Raw genomic sequence first — 18,503 nt, forward strand, 5'->3', positions numbered from 1 at the left:
ATCAAACTCCTACAGGATTAGCCTTCTCAGGATCAATCTTGTACTGCTTGATCGCCCGGGCCACATCCTTGCCCGTCATCTTGCCGTCCTTCGCCAGCGCGGCAATCGCCGCATGCGCGATGTAGTAACGGTCGACCTCGAAGAACCGGCGCAGATTCGCACGCGTATCCGAGCGACCGAACCCATCGGTGCCGAGGACGGTGTAGGTCATCGGGACGAAGGCGCGGATCTGGTCGGCGAAGGCGCGTACGTAGTCGGTTGCGGCGATGGCCGGGCCCTGGCGGCCTTCTAGCAGCTGGGTGACGTACGGCTTACGCTGTTCGGCTTCCGGGTGCAGGCGGTTCCAGCGTTCAACGTCGAAGCCGTCGCGGCGGACTTCGTTGAGGCTGGGGCAGGACCAGATGTCGGCGGTGACGCCGAAGTCCTTGTTAAGCAGTTCGGCCGCAGCAATGGCTTCGCGCAGGATGGTGCCGCTGCCCAGCAGCTGTACGCGTAGCTCGCCCTTCTTGGGCTTGCCGGCGTCGGTGAGCAGGTACATGCCCTTGATGATGCCTTCGGCTGCGCCGTCCGGCATGCCGGGGTGGGCGTAGTTCTCGTTCATCAGGGTGATGTAGTAGTACTCGTCGATCTGGTCTTCCATCATCGACTTCATGCCGTGCTGCATGATGACGGTGACTTCAAAGCCGAAGGTCGGGTCGTAGCTACGCACGTTGGGGATCGAGCCGGCGATGACCTGGCTGAAGCCGTCTTCGTGCTGCAAGCCTTCGCCATTGAGCGTGGTGCGGCCGGCGGTGCCGCCGAGCAGGAAGCCACGCGTGCGCATGTCTGCTGCCTGCCAGGCGATGTCGCCCACGCGCTGGAAGCCGAACATGGAGTAGTAGATGTAGAACGGCAGCATCGGCACGTCGGACACCGAGTAGCTGGTGCCGGCGGCCATCCAGGAGGCAATCGCACCCGGTTCGCTGATGCCCTGCTGCAGCACCTGGCCGGTCTGGTCTTCGCGGTAGTACATCAGCTGGTCGGCGTCGACCGGCTTGTACTTCTGGCCGAACGGGGCGTAGATGCCGATCTGGCGGAACATGCCTTCCATACCGAAGGTGCGCGCTTCATCGGCCACGATCGGCACGATGCGCGGGCCCAGTTCCTTGTCGCGCAGGGCAATGTTGAGGCTCTGCACGAAGGACATGGTGGTGGAATAGCTGCGCTCGCCGCTGTCCTTGAGCAGGCGCTCGAACTTGTCGAGCGTGGGCGCGACGAAGGACTTGCTGGCCTTGGGACGGCGCTGTGGCAGGAAGCCGCCCAGCACGTTGCGGCGGTCCTTCAGGTACTGCACTTCCGGGGAATCGTCGCCGGGGTGGTAGAACGGCACCTGGCCGTCTTCCAGCTGGGCGTCGGTGACCGGAATGTTGAAGCGGTCGCGGAAGTGCTTGACCGCCGCGTCGTCCAGCTTCTTGGTCTGGTGGGTGGGGTTGAGCGCCTCACCGGCCGAGCCCATGCCGTAGCCCTTGACCGTCTTGGCCAGGATCACGGTGGGCATGCCCTTGGTGTTCACGGCCTGATGGTAGGCGGCGTACACCTTGTGCGGGTCGTGGCCACCACGGTTGAGGCGCCAGATGTCGTCGTCGGACAGGCCGGCGACCATCGCCGCGGTCTCCGGGTACTTGCCGAAGAAATTCTCGCGGGTGTAGGCGCCGCCGAAGGCCTTGCAGTTCTGGTATTCGCCGTCGACGGTTTCCATCATCAGCTTCTTGAGGACGCCGTCGGTGTCCTTGGCCAGCAGGGCATCCCAGTAACCGCCCCACAGCAGCTTGATGACGTTCCAGCCGCCGCCACGGAACACGCCTTCCAGTTCCTGGATGATCTTGCCGTTGCCGCGCACCGGGCCATCCAGGCGCTGCAGGTTGCAGTTGACCACGAAGATGAGGTTGTCCAGGCCTTCGCGGCCGGCCAGCGCGATGGCGCCGAGGGTTTCCGGCTCGTCCGACTCGCCGTCGCCGATGAAGCACCACACCTTACGGTCGGACTTCTCGATGAGGCCGCGGTTTTCCAGGTAGCGCATGAACTGCGCCTGGTAGATGGCGGCCAGCGGGCCCAGGCCCATCGACACGGTGGGGGTCTGCCAGAACTCGGGCATCAGCCACGGGTGCGGGTAGGAGGAGATGCCCTGGCCGTCCACTTCCATGCGGAAGTTGTCCAGCTGGGCCTGGCTGATGCGGCCTTCCAGGAAGGCGCGGGCGTAGATGCCCGGCGCGCTATGGCCCTGGACGAACAGCAGGTCGCCCGGGTGGCTGTCGGAGGGCGCACGCCAGAAGTGGTTGAAGCCCACGTCGTACAGCGTGGCGCTGGAGGCGAACGAGGCGATGTGGCCGCCCAGGTCACCCGGCTTGCGGTTGGCCCGCACGACGGTGGCCATGGCGTTCCAGCGGATGATCGAGCGGATCTTCCACTCCAGCGCGGAGTCGCCGGGGTTCTTGGCCTCGTTGGCCGGAGAGATGGTGTTGACGTACTCGGTGGTGGGCGAGAACGGCAGGTAAGCGCCGGCGCGGCGGGTCTGTTCGACCATGCCTTCCAGCAGCTGATGGGCGCGCTCCGGGCCTTCGACGTCGATGACGGCCTTGATCGATTCGAGCCACTCCTGCGTCTCTAGCGGGTTCGGATCGTTGTGCAGCACTTCGTTCAACCAGTTCATTAGCGCTCCCGGGGGGACACACCCCGCGGGTGTGTCGACATCGTGAATTCGTGAACCCCCAAGTGTACCGCACGCACCTGTTGGCATTCCTCGCTACGGGTGCGTATGGAATGGGATGGTGTGTGCGTGCGTGGGGGGATGGCGGGTGCTGTGCACACGGGCGCGGCCGGTGTACGACCAAAGGATGAGGGGCATGGGCGGGTGATGCGCACGCGGCCGTTGCCGCTCGGGACCAAGCGGAATGCACCCAAACAGGTGCACCTGTTTGTAGGAGCGCACCTGGGCGCGATGGGCTTTACCGGGAAGGCCCCATCGCGCCCAGGTGCGCTCCTACAAGGTGGGCGAAGTTTGGCGGGGTGGAGGCCCCGCCGTGTTCCCTGGGATGCCGGTCAGAACGCCTGCAGCGCTTCGGTCAGTTGGCCGTTATTGTTGACTGCGCCCATGGTGTAGCCCTGCCAACCCGGGTAGGCGTTGGGTTCCCAGTAGAAGACGCCGAGCACGCGTGAGCCGATGGCGTTGCTGCGGCTGAGCAGGTTGGTGAGCATGGCGCGGGTGGTGGCGGCCTGCTGCCAGTCCATGCCGACCTCGGCCACCACCACGTCGGTGCCGTAGCGCTTGATCATGTCGCGCATGTTGGTATCCAGCCGGGTGTTGTAGTCCTGCCAGCTGCCCACCGGCGGATAGTGCGACATGCCGATGACGTCCCATTTGCCGCCGGCCGAGCGCAGGTTGTCGAAGAACCAGCGGAAGTTGGCGTTGTCGTAGCCGTTGGCCAGATGCACGATGACCTTGGCATTGGGATACACCGCCTTGGTCGCGTTGTAGCCGCTGTTGATGAACTGCCCCAGGTTGGCGAAGTTGGGCGTCTTGCCCTGGTCCCACAGCATGCCGCTGTTGATCTCGTTGCCCACCTGCACCCAGGTGACGGTGATGCCGTTGTCCTTGAGATATTTGAGGATGCCCTGGGTGTGGTTGTAGACGTCGGTATTGAGCTGGGCCACGGAATGCCCTGCCCAGGCAGCCGGTTTGTTCTGCTTGCCAGGGTCGGCCCAGCTATCGCTGTAATGGAAGTCGATCATGATGCGCATGCCCTGCGCGGTGGCGCGCTTGGCCTTGTCGAGCGTGTCGCGGCCATCGTTCCAGCCGCCGGACGGGTTGACCCACACGCGCAGGCGAACGGCGTTGCCGCCGACATCCTTGAACAGCTTGAGGAAGTCGGTGGTCTTGTTGGAGGCGTCGCGAAATACCTGCGGCGGATTATTGGCCGCCTGTTGATTGAGCCAGCTGACATCGGCGCCTTTGGCGATGCCCTGTGCGCCTGCGCTCAGGCTGACCAACGACAGCAGCAGCACCAACAGTAGGCGGCTGTAACACGTACTCACCACACTCATGAACCCTCTCCCTTGATCGATAGATGTCGCGCCAAATGGCGCCCTGCCTGATCCCCCTGCTTTCGATCCGCGTGGCGTGGCGTGACGGGTCGTACAAGACACGGCCAGCTGCACTGCGAAACGCTGGCGATTCAAACATGGACGTTTCGATCGCTCGAGGTCGCTATAGCTCAGCGGTGATGTCGGAATATCTCTATGCGAAAAAATACGGTAATGGCGTACATGCGCGTTGGTTACCGGCGTGTCTGTTGTGCGGCTGCAGCAAGAAACAGCTGCATCTGCGCGCAAACAGGCAACAAAAACGCCGGCAAGCCGGCGTGTCTGTGGAAGTGCTGGATGCACGCGATGCGCGCAGGGCGGGCTGCCATCTGCAACCGCGCGGGGTGCTCAGCCCATCGCGCGTGCACCCTGCTGCTGTTGCTGGGTCTGCGTTTGTTGTTGTTCCAGCGCCACCGCCTGGCGCGCCGAATTTTCAGCCACTCGCTGGCTGCTCTGCTCCAACGGTGTGTTGATCGCGGTCATGGTTTCGACGCTGACGCGCAACTGCGCCGGATCATCGGCGCGCCCCTGCACTGCAAAGGTCCGGGCAGCATCGGGACTCATTGCCACCGAATCGATACGCTGGCCGCCGGCGGCATGCATCTCCGAGGCGAGCGCGCCAGACAGCTGCGCGCTGTGCTGATCCGGCGTACGGCCAGCACGCACGTCTTGCGCATGTACGCCACGCTGGGCGTCCTGGAACAAGGGGTTACCCACGTGCCCGGGTTGATCGATGCGCAACGAAGTGTGGTCGTTGCTGTGCTCACGCGCATCGCGCTTGGCCGGCTCGCCTGGAGCTAACGGGCCGCGAACGGCGTCGACCACATCCTGCCCAAGGCCTGGTGCACCGCGCGTCAGGATGGTAGTACCGGTACGCAACCCATTCACGTCGCTGCGGTATTCCTCAATCATCCGCGCGTTCTTTTCGGCGAGCGGACGTGCGTTGGGATCGGTGAGCGCGGAATGCTCCCCTAAAAAATTGCCCAGTTTGTGCGCACCCAACGATGCCGTAGCTGCCATCAGCGGATCGTCGGGAATCAGGAAGTTGGCCTTGCTATTGCTATAACCGCTAGCGCTCAAGGCGAGCATTTCAGTGGGCTTGGCATAAATGCGCACCTGGCCAAAATGCGGTGATGCCGCACTGACCGGGTCGGAGGCCATGACGTGATTGATCACGCTGTTGCCGCCTTCCGGGATGCGATAGCTCAGGCTGGCTGCACCATACGAATTGAAGGTTTCGCCCTTGAGGTCGTAATGGTGCGCGGAGATCTGTGCGAGTGCGCCGCCGAGGGAGTGACCGGTGACGGTGACTTCCGGTGCATGGCCGCTTCGCTGGCCAGCGACCTCCGCATAATCAAGCGCATGTTTGGTCAACGCTAGCGCATCAGCCGCCTGCGGATTGGTTCGCGACGTGACCATGGTGGCGTCGGTGAGAATGTCCTTGGCCACACCTTCGGTGCCGCGATGCGCGACCACGATTTCGCCACTGCCTTCGCGGCGGTAAATCGTGCCTTGGTAGCCAGTGGACTTGTTGTTGACGTGTTCGAGAACCGCGTAACGCTGACCCTCGACCACGACGATTTCTTCCTGACCCGGCGCGCGCCGACCGACTGCGCGATCCTTGTAGACATCGTCAGACAAGCCTGCATATTGCGGTGACGGGATGCTCATGGCGCAACTTCCTTGGCAGCCAGCGTGATGGTGAAGAGATTGTCGCGGATGTCGGGCTTGAACTTCTCAGGAGTCAATTCACCTACATCGGGGAAGTCGTCCATTCCCGAGCGTGGATAGCCCTCTCTCCAGTAATACTTTGTCTGCGACTGCTGTGCAGTTACGGTCTTGCCTTCGACAGAAAAAAGAAAACGGGTGTCTTCTTCCGCACCGGTCGCCTTCAGCATCACGCTGGCGCCACTGAATTCCCAATGGCAGATGCCGCGACCGTAATAGTCTTCGTCCTGCATCAGGTCTAGATAGACGGTGCCGCGATACTCGGTATCGGACACCTTCTTCAGCGCGAAGTCTTCCTGACTGGTGATGCGGCCGGCGGTGCCGGTCTCCGGCTGGATCTTTCCGCACTCGGCTTCGTTGCTGACGTCGTACTGCGCCGCGCCCTGCACTAGACCGAACGCGCCAGGCGCGTTCTTCAGGGTGAGCGTCACCTCGAACGCCTTGCGCGGACTGGGATTCAGCTTGGCAAGGCCGCGGCCGCCCGCCTCGACGTTGGCTTCTGCAGCGGCCTCGGTAGTGGGGGATTGGGTCTGGGTCATGCTGGTCTCCGGGGCGCTACAGGCCGTAAGCAATAGGGCCAGCAGGCTTGGGGTCAGAATCTGGCGCAAGGCCGGCCTCCGTGGCAGTTGGGCAGCCAATCTAGTCCGCCTGCGCTCGGGGGGCAATCGCGGCGGCGTGAGGATGAGGCCGCTGCCGGAGATTGTGGGTGGGCGCAAAGCTGCCATGATCGAGCACAGCCATCGCCAGGGAGTGCGCGCCATCGTTACCCGCCCACCAGCGCCCACGCCGTCCGCACCGGTCGCACCGCGCGTGCAGTGGCGCAATAGCTTGCGGATGCGGGTGATGCTGGCGGCCACCGGCGTGCTGGTGGCGTTGCTGGCGGTGCTGGGCACGCTGTTCTACCTGGGCGCTCGCGCCGAGCTGGTGGAGGCCGCGCGCAACGAGGTGGACGGGTTGACCGAGCAGACCGCGCGCAGCCTGGCCGCGATGCTGGATTCGGTGCAGGTGAGCGGGCGCACGTTGGCGGCCAGCAGCGGCGCGGTGGGGTTGCAGCCGTTCAACCTGCGCGCGTTGTTGCTGGCCACGCTCAGTGGCGACCCGGATATCGGGGCGGCGCGGCTGATCATCGAGCCGCGAACGCAAAAAGCGCGCGATACGGGGTTTGTCTGGTACGTGCATCGCGATGGCACGCGCACCGTTGAAAAATCGGTGACCGAGCTGGGCTACGACTATCGCGCGATGCCGTGGTACCTGCGCACGCAGCGCGAAGGCCGTGCGTGGTGGTCCGAGCCGTACCTCAACAGCAATGGCGGCAGTGCGCTGTACACCAGCTACAACCTGCCGCTGCGGCGCCCGGGCGATGCATCCGATGCGGCGCCCGTGGGCATGGTGAGCGTGGACCTGCCGTTGCAGCATCTGCGCGAGATCATCGACCAATTGCCACGCGATATCGGTATCCAGCCGATGCTGTTGTCGCCCGAAGGCATGCTGGTATTCAGCCCCGACCCGGCGCTCAATCTGCATCACACGCTGGACGCTTATGTGGCGCGTTCGCGGCCGGATCTGCGGCCATTGCAGCGGGCACTTGCGGCCGGCCAGCCGATCTCGTTTTCGCACACGGCGCCGGATGGCGAACGCTTCCTGACCCATAGTGCGGCAGTTGGGCACAGCGGCTGGACATTCGTGCTGTCCGCCTCGGAAGACTACGTGTTGGCTGGCCTGAACTGGCTGGCGGCGTGGGTGGCAGCGGCCGCGTTGCTGGGTGCCGGCGTGTGGTGGTGGTTGATGGGGCGGATCACGCGCAAGTTGACGCGGCCGATCGAGGAATTGACCGACACCGCCGAGCATTTCCGACGTGGCGAATTTGAGTATCCATTGCGGCATATCGAGCGCGATGACGAGGTGGGAGTGATGGCGCGCGCGTTCGACAGCGCACGCGATGCGATCCGTCACCATATCGCCGAGATTGGCGAGATGACCGCCGCGCGCGAACGCATGCAGAGCGAGCTGCAGATTGCGCGCGAGATCCAGCAGGCGATGCTGCCGTCCGGACGCACCTTCGACCGTGCAAGTTCGCACCTGGAAGCCTGCGCCTGGCTGGAGCCGGCCAAGGCGGTGGGCGGCGACTTCTACCACTTCGTCGAAACCGAACCGGGGCTGCTGTGGTTTGTGGTCGGCGATGTATCGGACAAGGGCGTGCCGGCAGCGTTGTTCATGGCGCGCGCGGTGAGCGTGCTGGAAATCGCCGCTCGCCGGTACACGCGCCCGGACGGCATCCTGATTGCCGCCTCCACACGGCTGGCCGAGAACAACGACACCTGTATGTTCGCCACCGTGCTGTGCGGCTTGATCAATGTGGTGAGCGGCGATTATTGGCTGGCCAGCGCCGGGCACGAGCCGCCGCTGTTAATCGATATCGATGGCAAGACGCATGCGTTGCCGCTGGAAACCGGCCCGCCGCTGGGGATCGAACCGCAGACCTCGTTTCCGGTACTGCAGGGCCGGATGACCGCGGGGCAGACCTTGTTGGGGTATACCGACGGGGTGGTCGAGGCGATGGACGAGCACGGCGCCAGCTATGGGCTGGAGCGGTTGCTGGCCACGCTGCACCCGCGCCGCAGTGCGGCGGCGCAGTGCAAGGCGGTGATCGCCAATATCGCCCGCTTCACCGGCAACGCCGATCCGTACGACGACATCACCCTGCTGGCGATCCGGCTGCGCCAGGAGCATGCTGGACGGGTCGCAGAGACCGGCCGGGGCGCCCCCGGGGAGGCAACCAGCCCATGAAGTTCGATCTGGCCATTGCACCGTCGCTGGCCCAGTTGGCCGGCGCCAACGACGCGCTGGAAGACTCGCTCACCCGTGAAGGCCTGCACGCCGAGCGCATCGGCCAGATCCGGCTGATCGTGGAAGAGCTGGGCTGCAATGCGCTCACCCACGGGCAGTGCGCCGAACAGCCGCTACGGCTGCAGCTGCAACTGGACCAACAGGCCCTGGTGCTGGAAATGCACGACCCCGGCACCGCGTTCGACCCGTGCGCTGCGCCAATGCCAGATGTGACAAGCGAGCTCGACGATCGCCAGATCGGCGGTTTAGGCTTGTTTCTGGTGCATCAGTTCGCCGATCACATCGACTACCGCCGCGATGGTGCATACAACATCGTGCGCGTCACCCTGCTCCACCCGTACGCCCCTGTCCCCGAGGCTTTGTCATGACCACGCTCGCCATCCAGATCGACCCGCCGCAAGACACCCGCCAACGCGTCATCCTGACCGGGCGGCTGGACACCCACACCTATCAGGACCTGGACGCGGCACTGTCGCCGTTGCTGGGCACCCGCATCACCACGCTGGTGCTGGACCTGTCCGCACTGGAATACATTTCCAGCGCCGGCATCCGCTGCATCTTCAAGGCGCGCAAGGCGCTGGCCGCGCACCACGGCAAGGTGCTGGTGACCAACCCGCAGCCGCAGATCCGCAAGGTCTTCGACATGGTCAAGGCAGTGCCGCTGAGCGATGTGTTCGCGTCCACCGAAGAACTGGACGCCTACCTGGCCGCCATGCAGCGCAAGGTCATCGAACAAAGCGCGCAGAGCGATGCACCCATCGTGTCGCATTTCGCCGAAGCGTAAGCCGCATCGCCTGCGCGCACACGTGGGGACGTGTGCGCGTGTGGCATGTGCGCGGGCTTGGTTAGGCTATGACGCCCCATTCGCTGCGTCGCAATGCCTGCACTGATCATTTTTGATTTCGACGGCACCCTGGCCGATTCGTTCGGCTTCTTCCTGAGCACGCAGCGCGCATTGGCTGCGCGACATGGCTTCCGCGCGGCAGAAGCGCATGAGGTAGACGCTGCGCGCCGGCTGACCACGCGCGAACTGCTCAAACAATCGGGATTGCCTGCCTGGCGGGTGCCGCTGGTGGCGGCCGACTTCATCCGGCTGATGCGCAGCGCGCCACCGGCTGCCTTGTTCCCCGGCATTGCGCAAACCGTGAGCGCACTGCACGCCGGTGGCACGCGCCTGGCGGTGGTGTCGTCCAACGCGGTGGACAACGTGCAACGCGCGCTGGGGGAGGAACTGAGCGCGAAATTCGCCGTCATCGAAGGCGGCGCGCATCTGCTGGGCAAGCAACGCGCCCTGCGCCGCGTCTTACGCGCAACCGCATACACGCCAGCGCAGGCGGTCTATGTGGGCGACCAGGTCGCCGACTGGGAAGCGGCGCAGGTGCTCGGCCTGCCGTTTGCCGCCGTCGCCTGGGGCTACGCCCACCCGGACGTGTTTGCCGGGCTGGCCGGAACCTCGCTGATCGAACGGGTGGACGATTTGCTGACGCTGGGCATGCGTTAGAGACGGCAAAGCGCAGTAGCGCTTCGGGCACGTTCTTACAGAGCTGGCACATAGCACCGGCTTGCGCTGAGGGGGTAGCTGGCGATCCACCCAACGGCGATTCTCTAACCTAGCTGGAGGTCTGCTGCTCGCTGATGTCGGCGTTTGCGGTGGTGAGCAGGTGCTGTCGTTGATCTTGCTGTTGATCTTGCTGTTGATCTTGCTGTTGATCTTGCTGTTGATCTTGCTGTTGATCTTGCTGTTGTTCTTGCTGTTGTTCTTGCTGTTGTTCTTGCTGTTGTTCTTGCTGTTGTTCTTGCTGTTGTTCTTGCTGTTGTTCTTGCTGTCGCTTCACCCAAGTCGCCTTAAAGCAAGCCGAGCACCGCAGTCATGCGTGGCCGAAGAGGCGCCCTTGTTTGAGCGAAGCGAGTTTGGGCGCCGTGCCGCGCATGACGAGGAGCGCAGGGGACCGGCGCGGCCGTATCGCGCCGGATTGCGTCAGGCGACAGCGGTTTTGGTGACTTTTGCCAAGACAAAAGTCACCCGCGCCCGAAGGGCGTGGAAGCTTTTGGCTTGGCTGTGGCTTGAGCACTGACGCTTGAAAGCTGTGCTTCAAATTCGTGCATGGTCTACAGGTACACCTGTTGGAGATCACCGGCAACCGTACCCTCATCTGCCCTTCGGGCACATTCTCCCGGAGGGAGAAGGAAAAGCACTCAGCAAGCTTGGGCGCCGTACTGCGCGTGGCACGGAGGAAACATTGAACACTGCAACGTGCGCCGCATGACATCAGGAAAACACGCGTGAACGCCTATACCCCACCGGAGTTCGGCAACGGTGCCGGCACATTCAACATCCCGCCCGCCGCCACGTAGGCCGCCAGCGCCTGGCCCTGGCTCAACAGATGCCCGTGCATGGTTCGCTCCGCACCTTCTGCATCGCCGCGCCGCACGCAGTCCATCAACTGCCGATGCTCGGCCAGCGACTGCGCCATGCGCCCCGGCGTCAACAACTGCCGGCCGCGGTGCATCTTCAAGATGCGATGCAGATCGTGGGTCACCCGGATCAACCACGGATTGCCTGCGTAATGCTGCACCGTTTCGTGGATCAGGTAATTGTTGCGGTAATACTCGGCCAGATCGCCGGAGGCGGCAGACGCTTCCATCGCCGCATGCAGCTCTTCCAGCCGCTGCACGCCGGCCGCATCCAGACGCTTGACCGCGTCATGCGCGCAGCGGCCTTCCAGCATCGCCATCACCGGGAACAGCTGGTTGAGATCCTCCAGCGTCAGCCGCGTGACCCGGCTGCCGCGGCCTGCGTCCAGTTGCACCAGGCCTTCGGCCGCAAGCAGCTTGAGACTTTCGCGCAGCGGCGTGCGGCTGATGCCGAGTTCTTCGGCCAACGCCGGCTCGTCGATCCATTCGCCCGGCGGCAGCGCGTAGTCGTAGATCTTCTGGCGCAGGCGCTCGGCCACTTCCTCGTACAGCGGTACGCGCTTCTTGGCACTGCGCGAATCAGGGGCGAGGGTCATGGTGGGCAGGTCGTCGGCAGTGGATCAGGGGCGCCCATTCTACGGGCGCGCCCGCCGACCCTGCCCACCAGCGCCATCGTCACAGCCAACCCGGCACCACGAACAGCAGCCACGCCGCCAGCGGCCCCAACAGCACCACCAGCCCGCTGTAGACCAGAAAACGGCGGAACAGCCCATCGCGTTCTTCCTTGGCCGCCGAGGCCACCACCAGCGCGCCGTTGGTGGAGAACGGGCTGACATCCACGATGGTGGACGACACCGCCAACGCGCAGATCACCCCGGCCGCACCCAGCTGGCCCTGCATCAGGAACGGCACCGCCAGCGGAATGGTGGCGCCCAGCACAGCCGCAGACGATGCGAACGCAGACACAATGCCGCCCACGTAGCACACCAGCAACGCGCCCAGTAATGGCATGCCGATATGCGACACGCCGGTGCCGATGTAGTCCACCGCGCCGGCCTTTTCCAGCACCGCGACATAAGTGACCACGCCGCTGATCAGCAGCACCGTGGACCAGCTGATGCCATCCACCGCGCCCTTTTGTGCATTGGGCGAGATCAACGCCAGCGCCACGGCGACGGTGATCGAGACCAGGCCGACGTTGAGGTTGTAGACCAGTGCCGCAACACCCAGCCCCAGCAGGCCGACAAGCGTGATCACGCGATCGCGGGTAATGGACACGGCCTCCAGCGCCAGCGGGTCGGTGGACAAGGTGCCGCCGCCGGCCGCCACCAGTGCGCCATGGCCTTCGATAGAGAAGCGTCGCTGCGATGCTTGATCGCCGCTGACCGGCACGTACTGCGCATCGGTCAGCGACACCTCCTGCCGACGCATCAGCTTGAGCCCGCCGAAGGCGCAGAAGCAGATGATCGCCATCATCAGGTTGAAGCCCAGGCTGGTGAGAAACACCGCCATCTCGGTGACGTCCAGCCCGGCCTTTTCCACCACCTTGTTGGTGATGCCCCCATACACGCTGATCGGCGAAAACCCGCCGCCCTGCGCGCCATGGATGACCAGCAAGCCCATCATCAACGGGTTGATGCGGTATTGCTTGGCAAAGCGCAACGCTACCGGCCCGATGATGGCCACCGCCGCCGGCCCCAGCGCACCGAAGGCGGTTAGCAGGCCGGTGATGACGAACATCACCCACGGGATGGCCACGATGTGCCCGCGTACCGCTCGTACTGCCCAATGCACCAGCAGATCGATGGTGCCGTTTTTCTGCGCGATGGCGAACAGATAGGTGATGCCGACCAGGGTCAGGAACAGGTCGCCCGGAAAGCCGGCCAGCACCTCCTTGCCGTCCAGCCCCACCCACACGCCACCGACGATGAATGCCAGCGCGAAAGCCACCGCGCCCATGTTGATGGGCAATGCGGTGGCGACGATGAACATGATCACCAAGCCAAGAATCGTTGCAATTTGCGGGGTCATGCGCCCTCCCAGACACCTGATACGCGTACAGCACGGATGGCCACCCGCCATCCAAGGGTCACGCCGTGTACGACACCTGCCTGATGGTCATGCCGCGCGTTCGCATGCGGCGTTGACCCACTCCACCACCCCTTGGGTGCTGTGGAAATCGTCGACCGACCGCGCTTCGCAGCCCGGTACGATCTCGCGCGCCATGCGCGCCAATGCGCTACCGGGGCCGAGTTCGAGAAACACACGCGCACCGCGTTCGGCGGCCTGCACCAGCACGTCGTGCCAGCGCACGGTCTGCGCGATCTGTGCAGCCAGGCTGTCGATCACCTGCGTCGGCGTGGCGACGGCACGTGCGTCGATGCCGGCAAGCACGCGCAGCGTGGGTGCGCGAATGGCCACCTTGTTCAACGCGACGGCGAAAGCATCGGCGGCCGCGCGCAGCCACGGCGTGTGCGCAGGCACACTGACCGGCAGCACGGTGACGCGTGCACCGCGCGATTGCGCGTCATCGCCAAGCCGCGCCAATGCCTTGCGCGGTCCGCCGAGCACGGCATGGTCGTCGCCGTTGATGATGGCCACTGCTGCACCATGCGTGTTGCAGAGCGATTCCAGCGTGGGCAGTGGCAGGCCGATCACCGCCATCAACCCGGCATCCTCGGGGCTGGCCGCATCCATCGCGCGCGCACGGGTGGCCGCAAGTTGCAGGCAGGTCTGAATATCGATGCTGCCAGCCACCGCGTGCGCAGCCAGCTCGCCGACGCTATAACCCAGCGCCAGCAGCGGCGTCGGCAGATGCTCGCGCAGCACCTGCCATTGCGCCAAGGTGCCTGCGCAGACCAGCGGCTGGGCGACGGCATTGGCGTAGCGGCCAGCATCTGCGGCAAGGGTTTGCGGAGCGGCGCCAAGCACCTGCCCGGCAGCAGCAAGCACCGCTGCCGCAGCAGGCGCATCGGCAATGCGGGCGAACATGTCGGCGTGCTGGCCGCCTTGGCCTGGGCAGAGGATGGTCAGGGTCATGGCGTTGGCCGCGTGCATGCGCTGGCGCGACTGCTGCAGGAACTGCACGTCTGCGCGCTACGGGCAACGTTTCCTGGTGCAGCATTCAATACCGCTGCTGTGCGGAGTGAGGCACAGATGCGTTGCGTGTGCGCGCAACCTGCTTCTGCAGCCACAGTGACACTGGGTGAGCGCCTGCTCACAACGTCTCCTGGCGATGCAGGAACCACGCGCAGGCCAGCAGGTCCGCGCTACCACCGGGGCTGAGCCGACGCGCCACGAATTGTTTGCCGATCGACGATAGCCGATCGCGCCAGTAGGGTTGCGCAATACCGCCATCGGCAAGAAAGCGCCGCGCCTGCGCTTTGGCATAGGCCAGACCGTCTGCGCCGCCACGATGTAGCAGATTGAGATCGTCGACATGCGCGACCAGTTGCATCAAGGTCTGCGCGAGCGCAGCGTCCGGCGTGGCGCCAGTGTCCAACGCGGCGCGCAGGCTCGGCAGCGCGATCTCGCGCAGTAGCGGGTAGCCGGCTGCGGCCTGCTCGCGAACGCCAGCCACCTTGTACTGCGCGCGCATGCGCTGGCCATTGCTGCGTGGGTCCAGCGGCGCAGCGCGCAACGCCGCGCCCCACACCTGTACCCCGTTGCAGACCGCATCGGCAGATGGCCGCTGGCCATACGCGGCGCGCAGGCGTGCGGCCTGTGCGGTGAGCAGGCCCAGGCTGAAGATCGCACCCCGGTGGGTATTGATGCCGCCGGTGGCGCGCAGCATGGCCGCCTCGGCCGCGATGCCCAGGTCGCGCAGCCGTGCAAAGGGTGCGTTGTCGCTGCCGGCCTGTGCGATGGCAATAAAGTAGCCGCGCAATGCGAACAGACTGCGCAAGAACGTGGAGGCATCCATGTCGCTGTGGCTACCGCTGTCGAACGGCGTCACTAGCCCGGGCTTGGGCGCGCAGGCCAACTCCGCATGCAGCGTGCCGACGGCGAGCCGGCCGAGCCGGTGCGCAACGTCGCGCGGCGCTGCGCGCGAGTCCACATGCTGCAGGTGTTGGACCTGCGCGTTCATGCCGCGTTCCTTAACTGAAACAACGCAGCGCGCGGCAACAAGCAGCAGCCGTTGCCGGATTTCACCAGCACCTGCTGCGCGTCACTGGCGTACTCGCGCCAGTTCACCGCGATGTCGTGGGGGAATAGCAACTCGCCATCGGCACGCATGCCGTGGCATTGTTCCCAGCGCTGCAACAAAGCAACCACTGTTTGTGCCTGCTCGGGCGTCTCGATGGACCACAGCAGATCCAGATCAGATTGCGCGTGCACATAGGTCAACCCCGTCAAGGCTTGCCACGCGAAACTGCCGAACACGCGCGGCTGCAGTGCATCAGCCTGCGCGTGCGCGCGCAATGCCTGCAACGCGGGCTGCACCTCGCCGGGTGCGTGCGCGATGACGGCATCCAACGACAGCGGCTCACTACAGCGTGCGATTTCCACAACGTTGGCACGCAATGCCAGACGCTGCTTGCCTTCGTCGGGCGGCAACGGCACGCCCAGGCGCAAACTGCCAAGCGCCTCGCTGCCGTCGCCACGCGCCACCACTGCAGGCAAGCCGGCGGCAAACCACTGCTGCAAGCGTGGCTGCGCACCGGGCGTGTGCGCCTGCCACTGCGCATCGTCGCGTAACCACACCAGGGCGTGGCGGCCGGCCATTCTCAGGCCTCGCCCGCTGCCACGGCGGCGGCAACCTCGCGCGCCAGCGTGCGGCCGCCGCGTTGCGCGCCCAGTGCGCGACGCTGATCGCCATCGACGGGAGCAGCCAATGCATCGAGCAGCGCCTGCGCCAGATCGCCGTCCCACAGCGATTGCACCGCGCCCATGCGCACATAGTTCTCCACGCCCGGCGCGAATACCGGCGAGCTTTTGCTGAGCGCCTGCAAGGTGTCTACCGACTGCTTGGTGACACGGGCCATGGCACGCAGATCCATCACGCGCACCTGCGCATCCGGCAATGCATGGATGCGATCGGCCATCAAGCCAAACGACAGAAATCCGCCGCTCACCGCTTCGCCATACACCAGCGTGACCAGTCGCGCGCCGCGCCTGCGCGCCAGATCCAGCGCACGCGCCAGATGCGCGAAGTAGCCATTGATGCCGAGCAATTCATCGCGACGTGCCAGGCGTTGCCCGGCGGTATCGGCCAGCATCACGATCGGCCGCTGCGGATGCGCGCGGGTGCTGGCCAGTACGGTGGCGGCCAGGGCCAACGCGTGGTCCACGCCCACTTCCAGCTTGTTGGCGGTGCCGATCACCGTGACCTCGCCTGCGGCCGTGGTCGCGCTGCCGGTGAGCACATCGTCATTGCGCGCGATGGCGTGGCCGAGCGGAAACAGCTGATCGAGCAGTTGGCTCAATTCCATGGCGTGCTCCGATCTGCAGTGGCCGTGAGGAAGGCGTCGGTGTCCAGCAGCGGCAGCCGCTGCGGATCGGCGATGCCTTGGCGCCCCCAGATGTCCAGGCCGTCCCGGCAATCGCCATAAGCATCGATGCGGGCAGACAGTTGATGATGCGCGCGCTCCAAGGCCTGCAAGGCAGCATCGCCTTCGGGTTCGACGAGTGCGTCCAGCGTGCTGGCCGCTGCATCGGCAAACGCCGCGATGCGGTCGGCCACCAAGGTCTGCGCGTCGCCCAGAAGATAGCGGTGTTTGCCACCGGTCACACGCCAGACCAGGGCGCGGTCGCGGGCGTCGAACTCTTCCACCCCGCGCACGGTTTCGATCACGTCCGGGCCGGACAGCGACAAGCGGCCTTCTTCGGACATGATCACCGCGCTGCAGCAGCGCGCCACGATGCCCATGCCGCCGAATGCGCCATTGCCGCTACCGATCAACGCCAGCACCGGCACGCCGGCCGCGCGCGTCTCCAGCGTTGCACGCATGACTTCGGAAATGGCGATCAGGCCGGCATTGGCTTCGTGCAAGCGCACGCCGCCGGTGTCGAGCAATAACAGCACTGCTGCCGGATGCGTGGCTGCAGCGCGTTCGAGCAAACCGGTGAGCTTGGCGCCGTGCACCTCACCGACGCCACCGCCCATAAACGCGCCCTGCTGGCCAGCGATCAACATGCTGCGGCCACGCAAGCTGCCCTCGCCCACAACGATGCCGTCGTCGAAGGCGCCCGGCACGTCGAGCTGCGCCAGATGCGGGCTGACCAGGCGGCGACGCGGGCCGACGAATTCGCGGAAGCTGCCGGCGTCCAGCAGCCCGTCGATACGCTCGCGGGCATCGGCTTCGTAATAGCTGCGCTCGGCCATGGGAATGGTAGTGCTCATACGCGCCTCCGGATTTGTGCTGTAGGAGCGCACCTGGGCGCGACCGCGGCGTTACCGAGAACGCCAGTCGCGCCCGGGTGCGCTCCTACGGAGGTGTCTGTGTCTCTGACATGGCAGCTCATGCCACATCTCCTTGCAGAACATCGATCGCCTGTTCCAGACGCAGACTCACCAATGCCGGCGTTGCGCCAACATCTACGCGCCTCCGAATGTGTGCTGTAGGAGCGCACCTGGGCGCGACCGTGGCGTTACCGAGAACGCCTGTCGCGCCCGGGTGCGCTCCTACGGAGGTGTATGTGTCTCTGACATGGCAGCTCATGCGGCATTTCCTTGCAGGACATCGATCGCCTGTTCCAGACGCAGACGCACCACTGCCGGCGTTGCGCCAACATCTACGCGCCTCCGGATTTGTGTTGTAGGAGCGCACCTGGGCGCGATTGCGGCATTACCGGGAACGCCCATCGCGCCCGGGTGCGCTCCTACGCAGGTATCTGTATCTGTGTGATGCACAAGGCTCATGCGGCATCTCCTTGCAGAACATTGATCGCCTGTTCCAAGCGCAGACGCAGCACTGCCGGCGTTGCGCCAACATCTACGCGCCTCCGGATTTGTGCTGTAGGAGCGCACCTGGGCGCGATTGTGGCTTTATCGGACAAGCCCGTCGCGCACGGGTGCGCTCCTACGGAGGTGTCTGTGTCTGTGTCTGTGTCTGTGCGATGCACGAGGCTCATGCGGCATCTCCTTGCAGGACATCGATCGCCTGTTCCAGACGCAGACTCACCACTGCCGGCGTTGCGCCAACATCGTTGATGCTGATGCGCACATCGCGCAGCGGATGGCGCGCGGCGAAGTCGCCCAGCACCGCCTGCCAGATCGTGCCGAAGCCGCGGGCCGCCGTGAGGATCTCGATTTCCATCGCGCCGTCGAGCGGCACGCGCTCGACCAGCACTTCCAGGTTGCCGGAGGCGACCACGCCGACCAGCGCATGCTCCAGACCGGTGCGCGCACCGTGCTGGCCGTCAAAGCGATATCGCAGGGTTTCCATGCTGAG

General features: G+C 64.9%; 17 protein-coding genes and 3 pseudogenes. 4 read left to right on the forward strand and 16 right to left on the reverse strand.

The genetic code is table 11. The annotated features are described in order from the left end of the window. Nucleotide 1: 1 nt before the first annotated feature. From aceE to ASF90_RS17150, 4 genes are all read right to left on the reverse strand, one after another. Complete coding sequence (aceE, locus tag ASF90_RS17135; protein WP_055853017.1) at nt 2-2,689, reverse strand: pyruvate dehydrogenase (acetyl-transferring), homodimeric type; 2,688 nt, start codon at nt 2,687-2,689, stop codon at nt 2-4. A 389-nt stretch (nt 2,690-3,078) separates the two neighbouring features. Continuing rightward, nucleotides 3,079-4,080: an arabinogalactan endo-1,4-beta-galactosidase gene (locus ASF90_RS17140; RefSeq protein ID WP_055853020.1), complete on the reverse strand. Its 1,002-nt coding sequence runs from the start codon at nt 4,078-4,080 to the stop codon at nt 3,079-3,081. Nucleotides 4,081-4,467: 387 nt separating this feature from the next. Continuing rightward, nucleotides 4,468-5,790, reverse strand: coding sequence for an XVIPCD domain-containing protein (locus ASF90_RS17145; RefSeq protein WP_055853023.1), 1,323 nt, complete (start codon nt 5,788-5,790; stop codon nt 4,468-4,470). Then, nucleotides 5,787-6,386, reverse strand: a complete 600-nt coding sequence (locus ASF90_RS17150; RefSeq protein WP_055853025.1) for a hypothetical protein — start codon at nt 6,384-6,386, stop codon at nt 5,787-5,789. The genes ASF90_RS17145 and ASF90_RS17150 overlap by 4 nt, the downstream gene beginning before the upstream one ends. A 136-nt stretch (nt 6,387-6,522) precedes the next feature. Here ASF90_RS17150 and ASF90_RS17155 point away from each other — a divergent pair, with 136 nt between their 5' ends. From ASF90_RS17155 to ASF90_RS17170, 4 genes are all read left to right on the forward strand, one after another. After that, nucleotides 6,523-8,634, forward strand: a complete 2,112-nt coding sequence (locus ASF90_RS17155) for a SpoIIE family protein phosphatase (protein ID WP_055853028.1) — start codon at nt 6,523-6,525, stop codon at nt 8,632-8,634. Further along, nucleotides 8,631-9,062, forward strand: coding sequence for an ATP-binding protein (locus tag ASF90_RS17160; RefSeq protein WP_055853031.1), 432 nt, complete (start codon nt 8,631-8,633; stop codon nt 9,060-9,062). The genes ASF90_RS17155 and ASF90_RS17160 overlap by 4 nt, the downstream gene beginning before the upstream one ends. Beyond that, on the forward strand, nt 9,059-9,478 hold the full coding sequence (locus ASF90_RS17165; RefSeq protein ID WP_055853034.1) for an STAS domain-containing protein: 420 nt from the start codon (nt 9,059-9,061) through the stop codon (nt 9,476-9,478). The genes ASF90_RS17160 and ASF90_RS17165 overlap by 4 nt, the downstream gene beginning before the upstream one ends. 93 nt (nt 9,479-9,571) lie before the next feature. After that, a complete protein-coding gene (locus ASF90_RS17170; RefSeq protein ID WP_055853037.1) occupies nt 9,572-10,195 on the forward strand; it encodes an HAD hydrolase-like protein in 624 nt (207 codons plus the stop codon). Between the two features lie 109 nt (nt 10,196-10,304). Here the strand turns inward: ASF90_RS17170 and ASF90_RS22780 are convergent, their stop codons facing one another. The 12 genes and pseudogenes from ASF90_RS22780 to mdcC form a co-directional block, all read right to left on the reverse strand. Further along, nucleotides 10,305-10,529, reverse strand: a complete 225-nt coding sequence (locus ASF90_RS22780; RefSeq protein ID WP_082473605.1) for a hypothetical protein — start codon at nt 10,527-10,529, stop codon at nt 10,305-10,307. A gap of 456 nt (nt 10,530-10,985) precedes the next feature. Then, entirely contained in the window at nt 10,986-11,705 is a 720-nt protein-coding gene (locus tag ASF90_RS17180) for a GntR family transcriptional regulator (RefSeq protein ID WP_055853043.1), read from the reverse strand. 79 nt (nt 11,706-11,784) lie between these two features. Then, on the reverse strand, nt 11,785-13,140 hold the full coding sequence (locus ASF90_RS17185; RefSeq protein ID WP_055853045.1) for an SLC13 family permease: 1,356 nt from the start codon (nt 13,138-13,140) through the stop codon (nt 11,785-11,787). A gap of 87 nt (nt 13,141-13,227) precedes the next feature. After that, on the reverse strand, nt 13,228-14,148 hold the full coding sequence (mdcH, locus tag ASF90_RS17190; RefSeq protein WP_055853909.1) for a malonate decarboxylase subunit epsilon: 921 nt from the start codon (nt 14,146-14,148) through the stop codon (nt 13,228-13,230). Nucleotides 14,149-14,326: 178 nt separating this feature from the next. Further along, nucleotides 14,327-15,196, reverse strand: a complete 870-nt coding sequence (gene mdcB / locus ASF90_RS17195) for a triphosphoribosyl-dephospho-CoA synthase MdcB (protein ID WP_055853050.1) — start codon at nt 15,194-15,196, stop codon at nt 14,327-14,329. Continuing rightward, nucleotides 15,193-15,834 (reverse strand): malonate decarboxylase holo-[acyl-carrier-protein] synthase, encoded by a 642-nt coding sequence (gene mdcG, locus ASF90_RS17200; RefSeq protein ID WP_055853053.1) that lies wholly within the window; start codon nt 15,832-15,834, stop codon nt 15,193-15,195. The genes mdcB and mdcG overlap by 4 nt, the downstream gene beginning before the upstream one ends. A 2-nt stretch (nt 15,835-15,836) precedes the next feature. Beyond that, nucleotides 15,837-16,541: a biotin-independent malonate decarboxylase subunit gamma gene (gene mdcE, locus ASF90_RS17205; RefSeq protein WP_055853055.1), complete on the reverse strand. Its 705-nt coding sequence runs from the start codon at nt 16,539-16,541 to the stop codon at nt 15,837-15,839. Next, nucleotides 16,532-17,434, reverse strand: a complete 903-nt coding sequence (locus ASF90_RS17210; RefSeq protein WP_193552579.1) for a biotin-independent malonate decarboxylase subunit beta — start codon at nt 17,432-17,434, stop codon at nt 16,532-16,534. Before ASF90_RS17210 ends, mdcE begins: the two co-directional genes overlap by 10 nt. A 136-nt stretch (nt 17,435-17,570) precedes the next feature. Continuing rightward, nucleotides 17,571-17,648, reverse strand: a pseudogene (locus ASF90_RS23640) (malonate decarboxylase acyl carrier protein); the annotation flags it as partial. Between the two features lie 119 nt (nt 17,649-17,767). After that, a pseudogene (locus tag ASF90_RS23645) lies at nt 17,768-17,845 on the reverse strand (malonate decarboxylase acyl carrier protein); the annotation flags it as partial. 122 nt (nt 17,846-17,967) lie between these two features. Then, nucleotides 17,968-18,045, reverse strand: a pseudogene (locus ASF90_RS23650) (malonate decarboxylase acyl carrier protein); the annotation flags it as partial. Between the two features lie 134 nt (nt 18,046-18,179). Beyond that, the gene (gene mdcC / locus ASF90_RS17215) at nt 18,180-18,497 is read right to left on the reverse strand and encodes a malonate decarboxylase acyl carrier protein (protein ID WP_055853061.1); all 318 of its coding nucleotides are present in this window, start codon (nt 18,495-18,497) and stop codon (nt 18,180-18,182) included. Between the last annotated feature and the right edge of the window lie 6 nt (nt 18,498-18,503).

Source organism: Xanthomonas sp. Leaf148 (assembly GCF_001423585.1).
Lineage (GTDB): Bacteria > Pseudomonadota > Gammaproteobacteria > Xanthomonadales > Xanthomonadaceae > Xanthomonas.

Bases quoted from the DNA above. Each gene is read 5' to 3' on its own strand.
- aceE (WP_055853017.1), bottom strand. From the start codon at position 2,689: ATGAACTGGTTGAACGAAGTGCTGCACAACGATCCGAACCCGCTAGAG.
- ASF90_RS17140 (WP_055853020.1), bottom strand. From the start codon at position 4,080: ATGAGTGTGGTGAGTACGTGTTACAGCCGCCTACTGTTGGTGCTGCTG.
- ASF90_RS17145 (WP_055853023.1), bottom strand. From the start codon at position 5,790: ATGAGCATCCCGTCACCGCAATATGCAGGCTTGTCTGACGATGTCTAC.
- ASF90_RS17150 (WP_055853025.1), bottom strand. From the start codon at position 6,386: ATGACCCAGACCCAATCCCCCACTACCGAGGCCGCTGCAGAAGCCAAC.
- ASF90_RS17160 (WP_055853031.1), top strand. From the start codon at position 8,631: ATGAAGTTCGATCTGGCCATTGCACCGTCGCTGGCCCAGTTGGCCGGC.
- ASF90_RS17165 (WP_055853034.1), top strand. From the start codon at position 9,059: ATGACCACGCTCGCCATCCAGATCGACCCGCCGCAAGACACCCGCCAA.
- ASF90_RS17170 (WP_055853037.1), top strand. From the start codon at position 9,572: ATGCCTGCACTGATCATTTTTGATTTCGACGGCACCCTGGCCGATTCG.
- ASF90_RS17180 (WP_055853043.1), bottom strand. From the start codon at position 11,705: ATGACCCTCGCCCCTGATTCGCGCAGTGCCAAGAAGCGCGTACCGCTG.
- ASF90_RS17185 (WP_055853045.1), bottom strand. From the start codon at position 13,140: ATGACCCCGCAAATTGCAACGATTCTTGGCTTGGTGATCATGTTCATC.
- mdcH (WP_055853909.1), bottom strand. From the start codon at position 14,148: ATGACCCTGACCATCCTCTGCCCAGGCCAAGGCGGCCAGCACGCCGAC.
- mdcB (WP_055853050.1), bottom strand. From the start codon at position 15,196: ATGAACGCGCAGGTCCAACACCTGCAGCATGTGGACTCGCGCGCAGCG.
- mdcG (WP_055853053.1), bottom strand. From the start codon at position 15,834: ATGGCCGGCCGCCACGCCCTGGTGTGGTTACGCGACGATGCGCAGTGG.
- mdcE (WP_055853055.1), bottom strand. From the start codon at position 16,541: ATGGAATTGAGCCAACTGCTCGATCAGCTGTTTCCGCTCGGCCACGCC.
- ASF90_RS17210 (WP_193552579.1), bottom strand. From the start codon at position 17,434: ATGGCCGAGCGCAGCTATTACGAAGCCGATGCCCGCGAGCGTATCGAC.
- mdcC (WP_055853061.1), bottom strand. From the start codon at position 18,497: ATGGAAACCCTGCGATATCGCTTTGACGGCCAGCACGGTGCGCGCACC.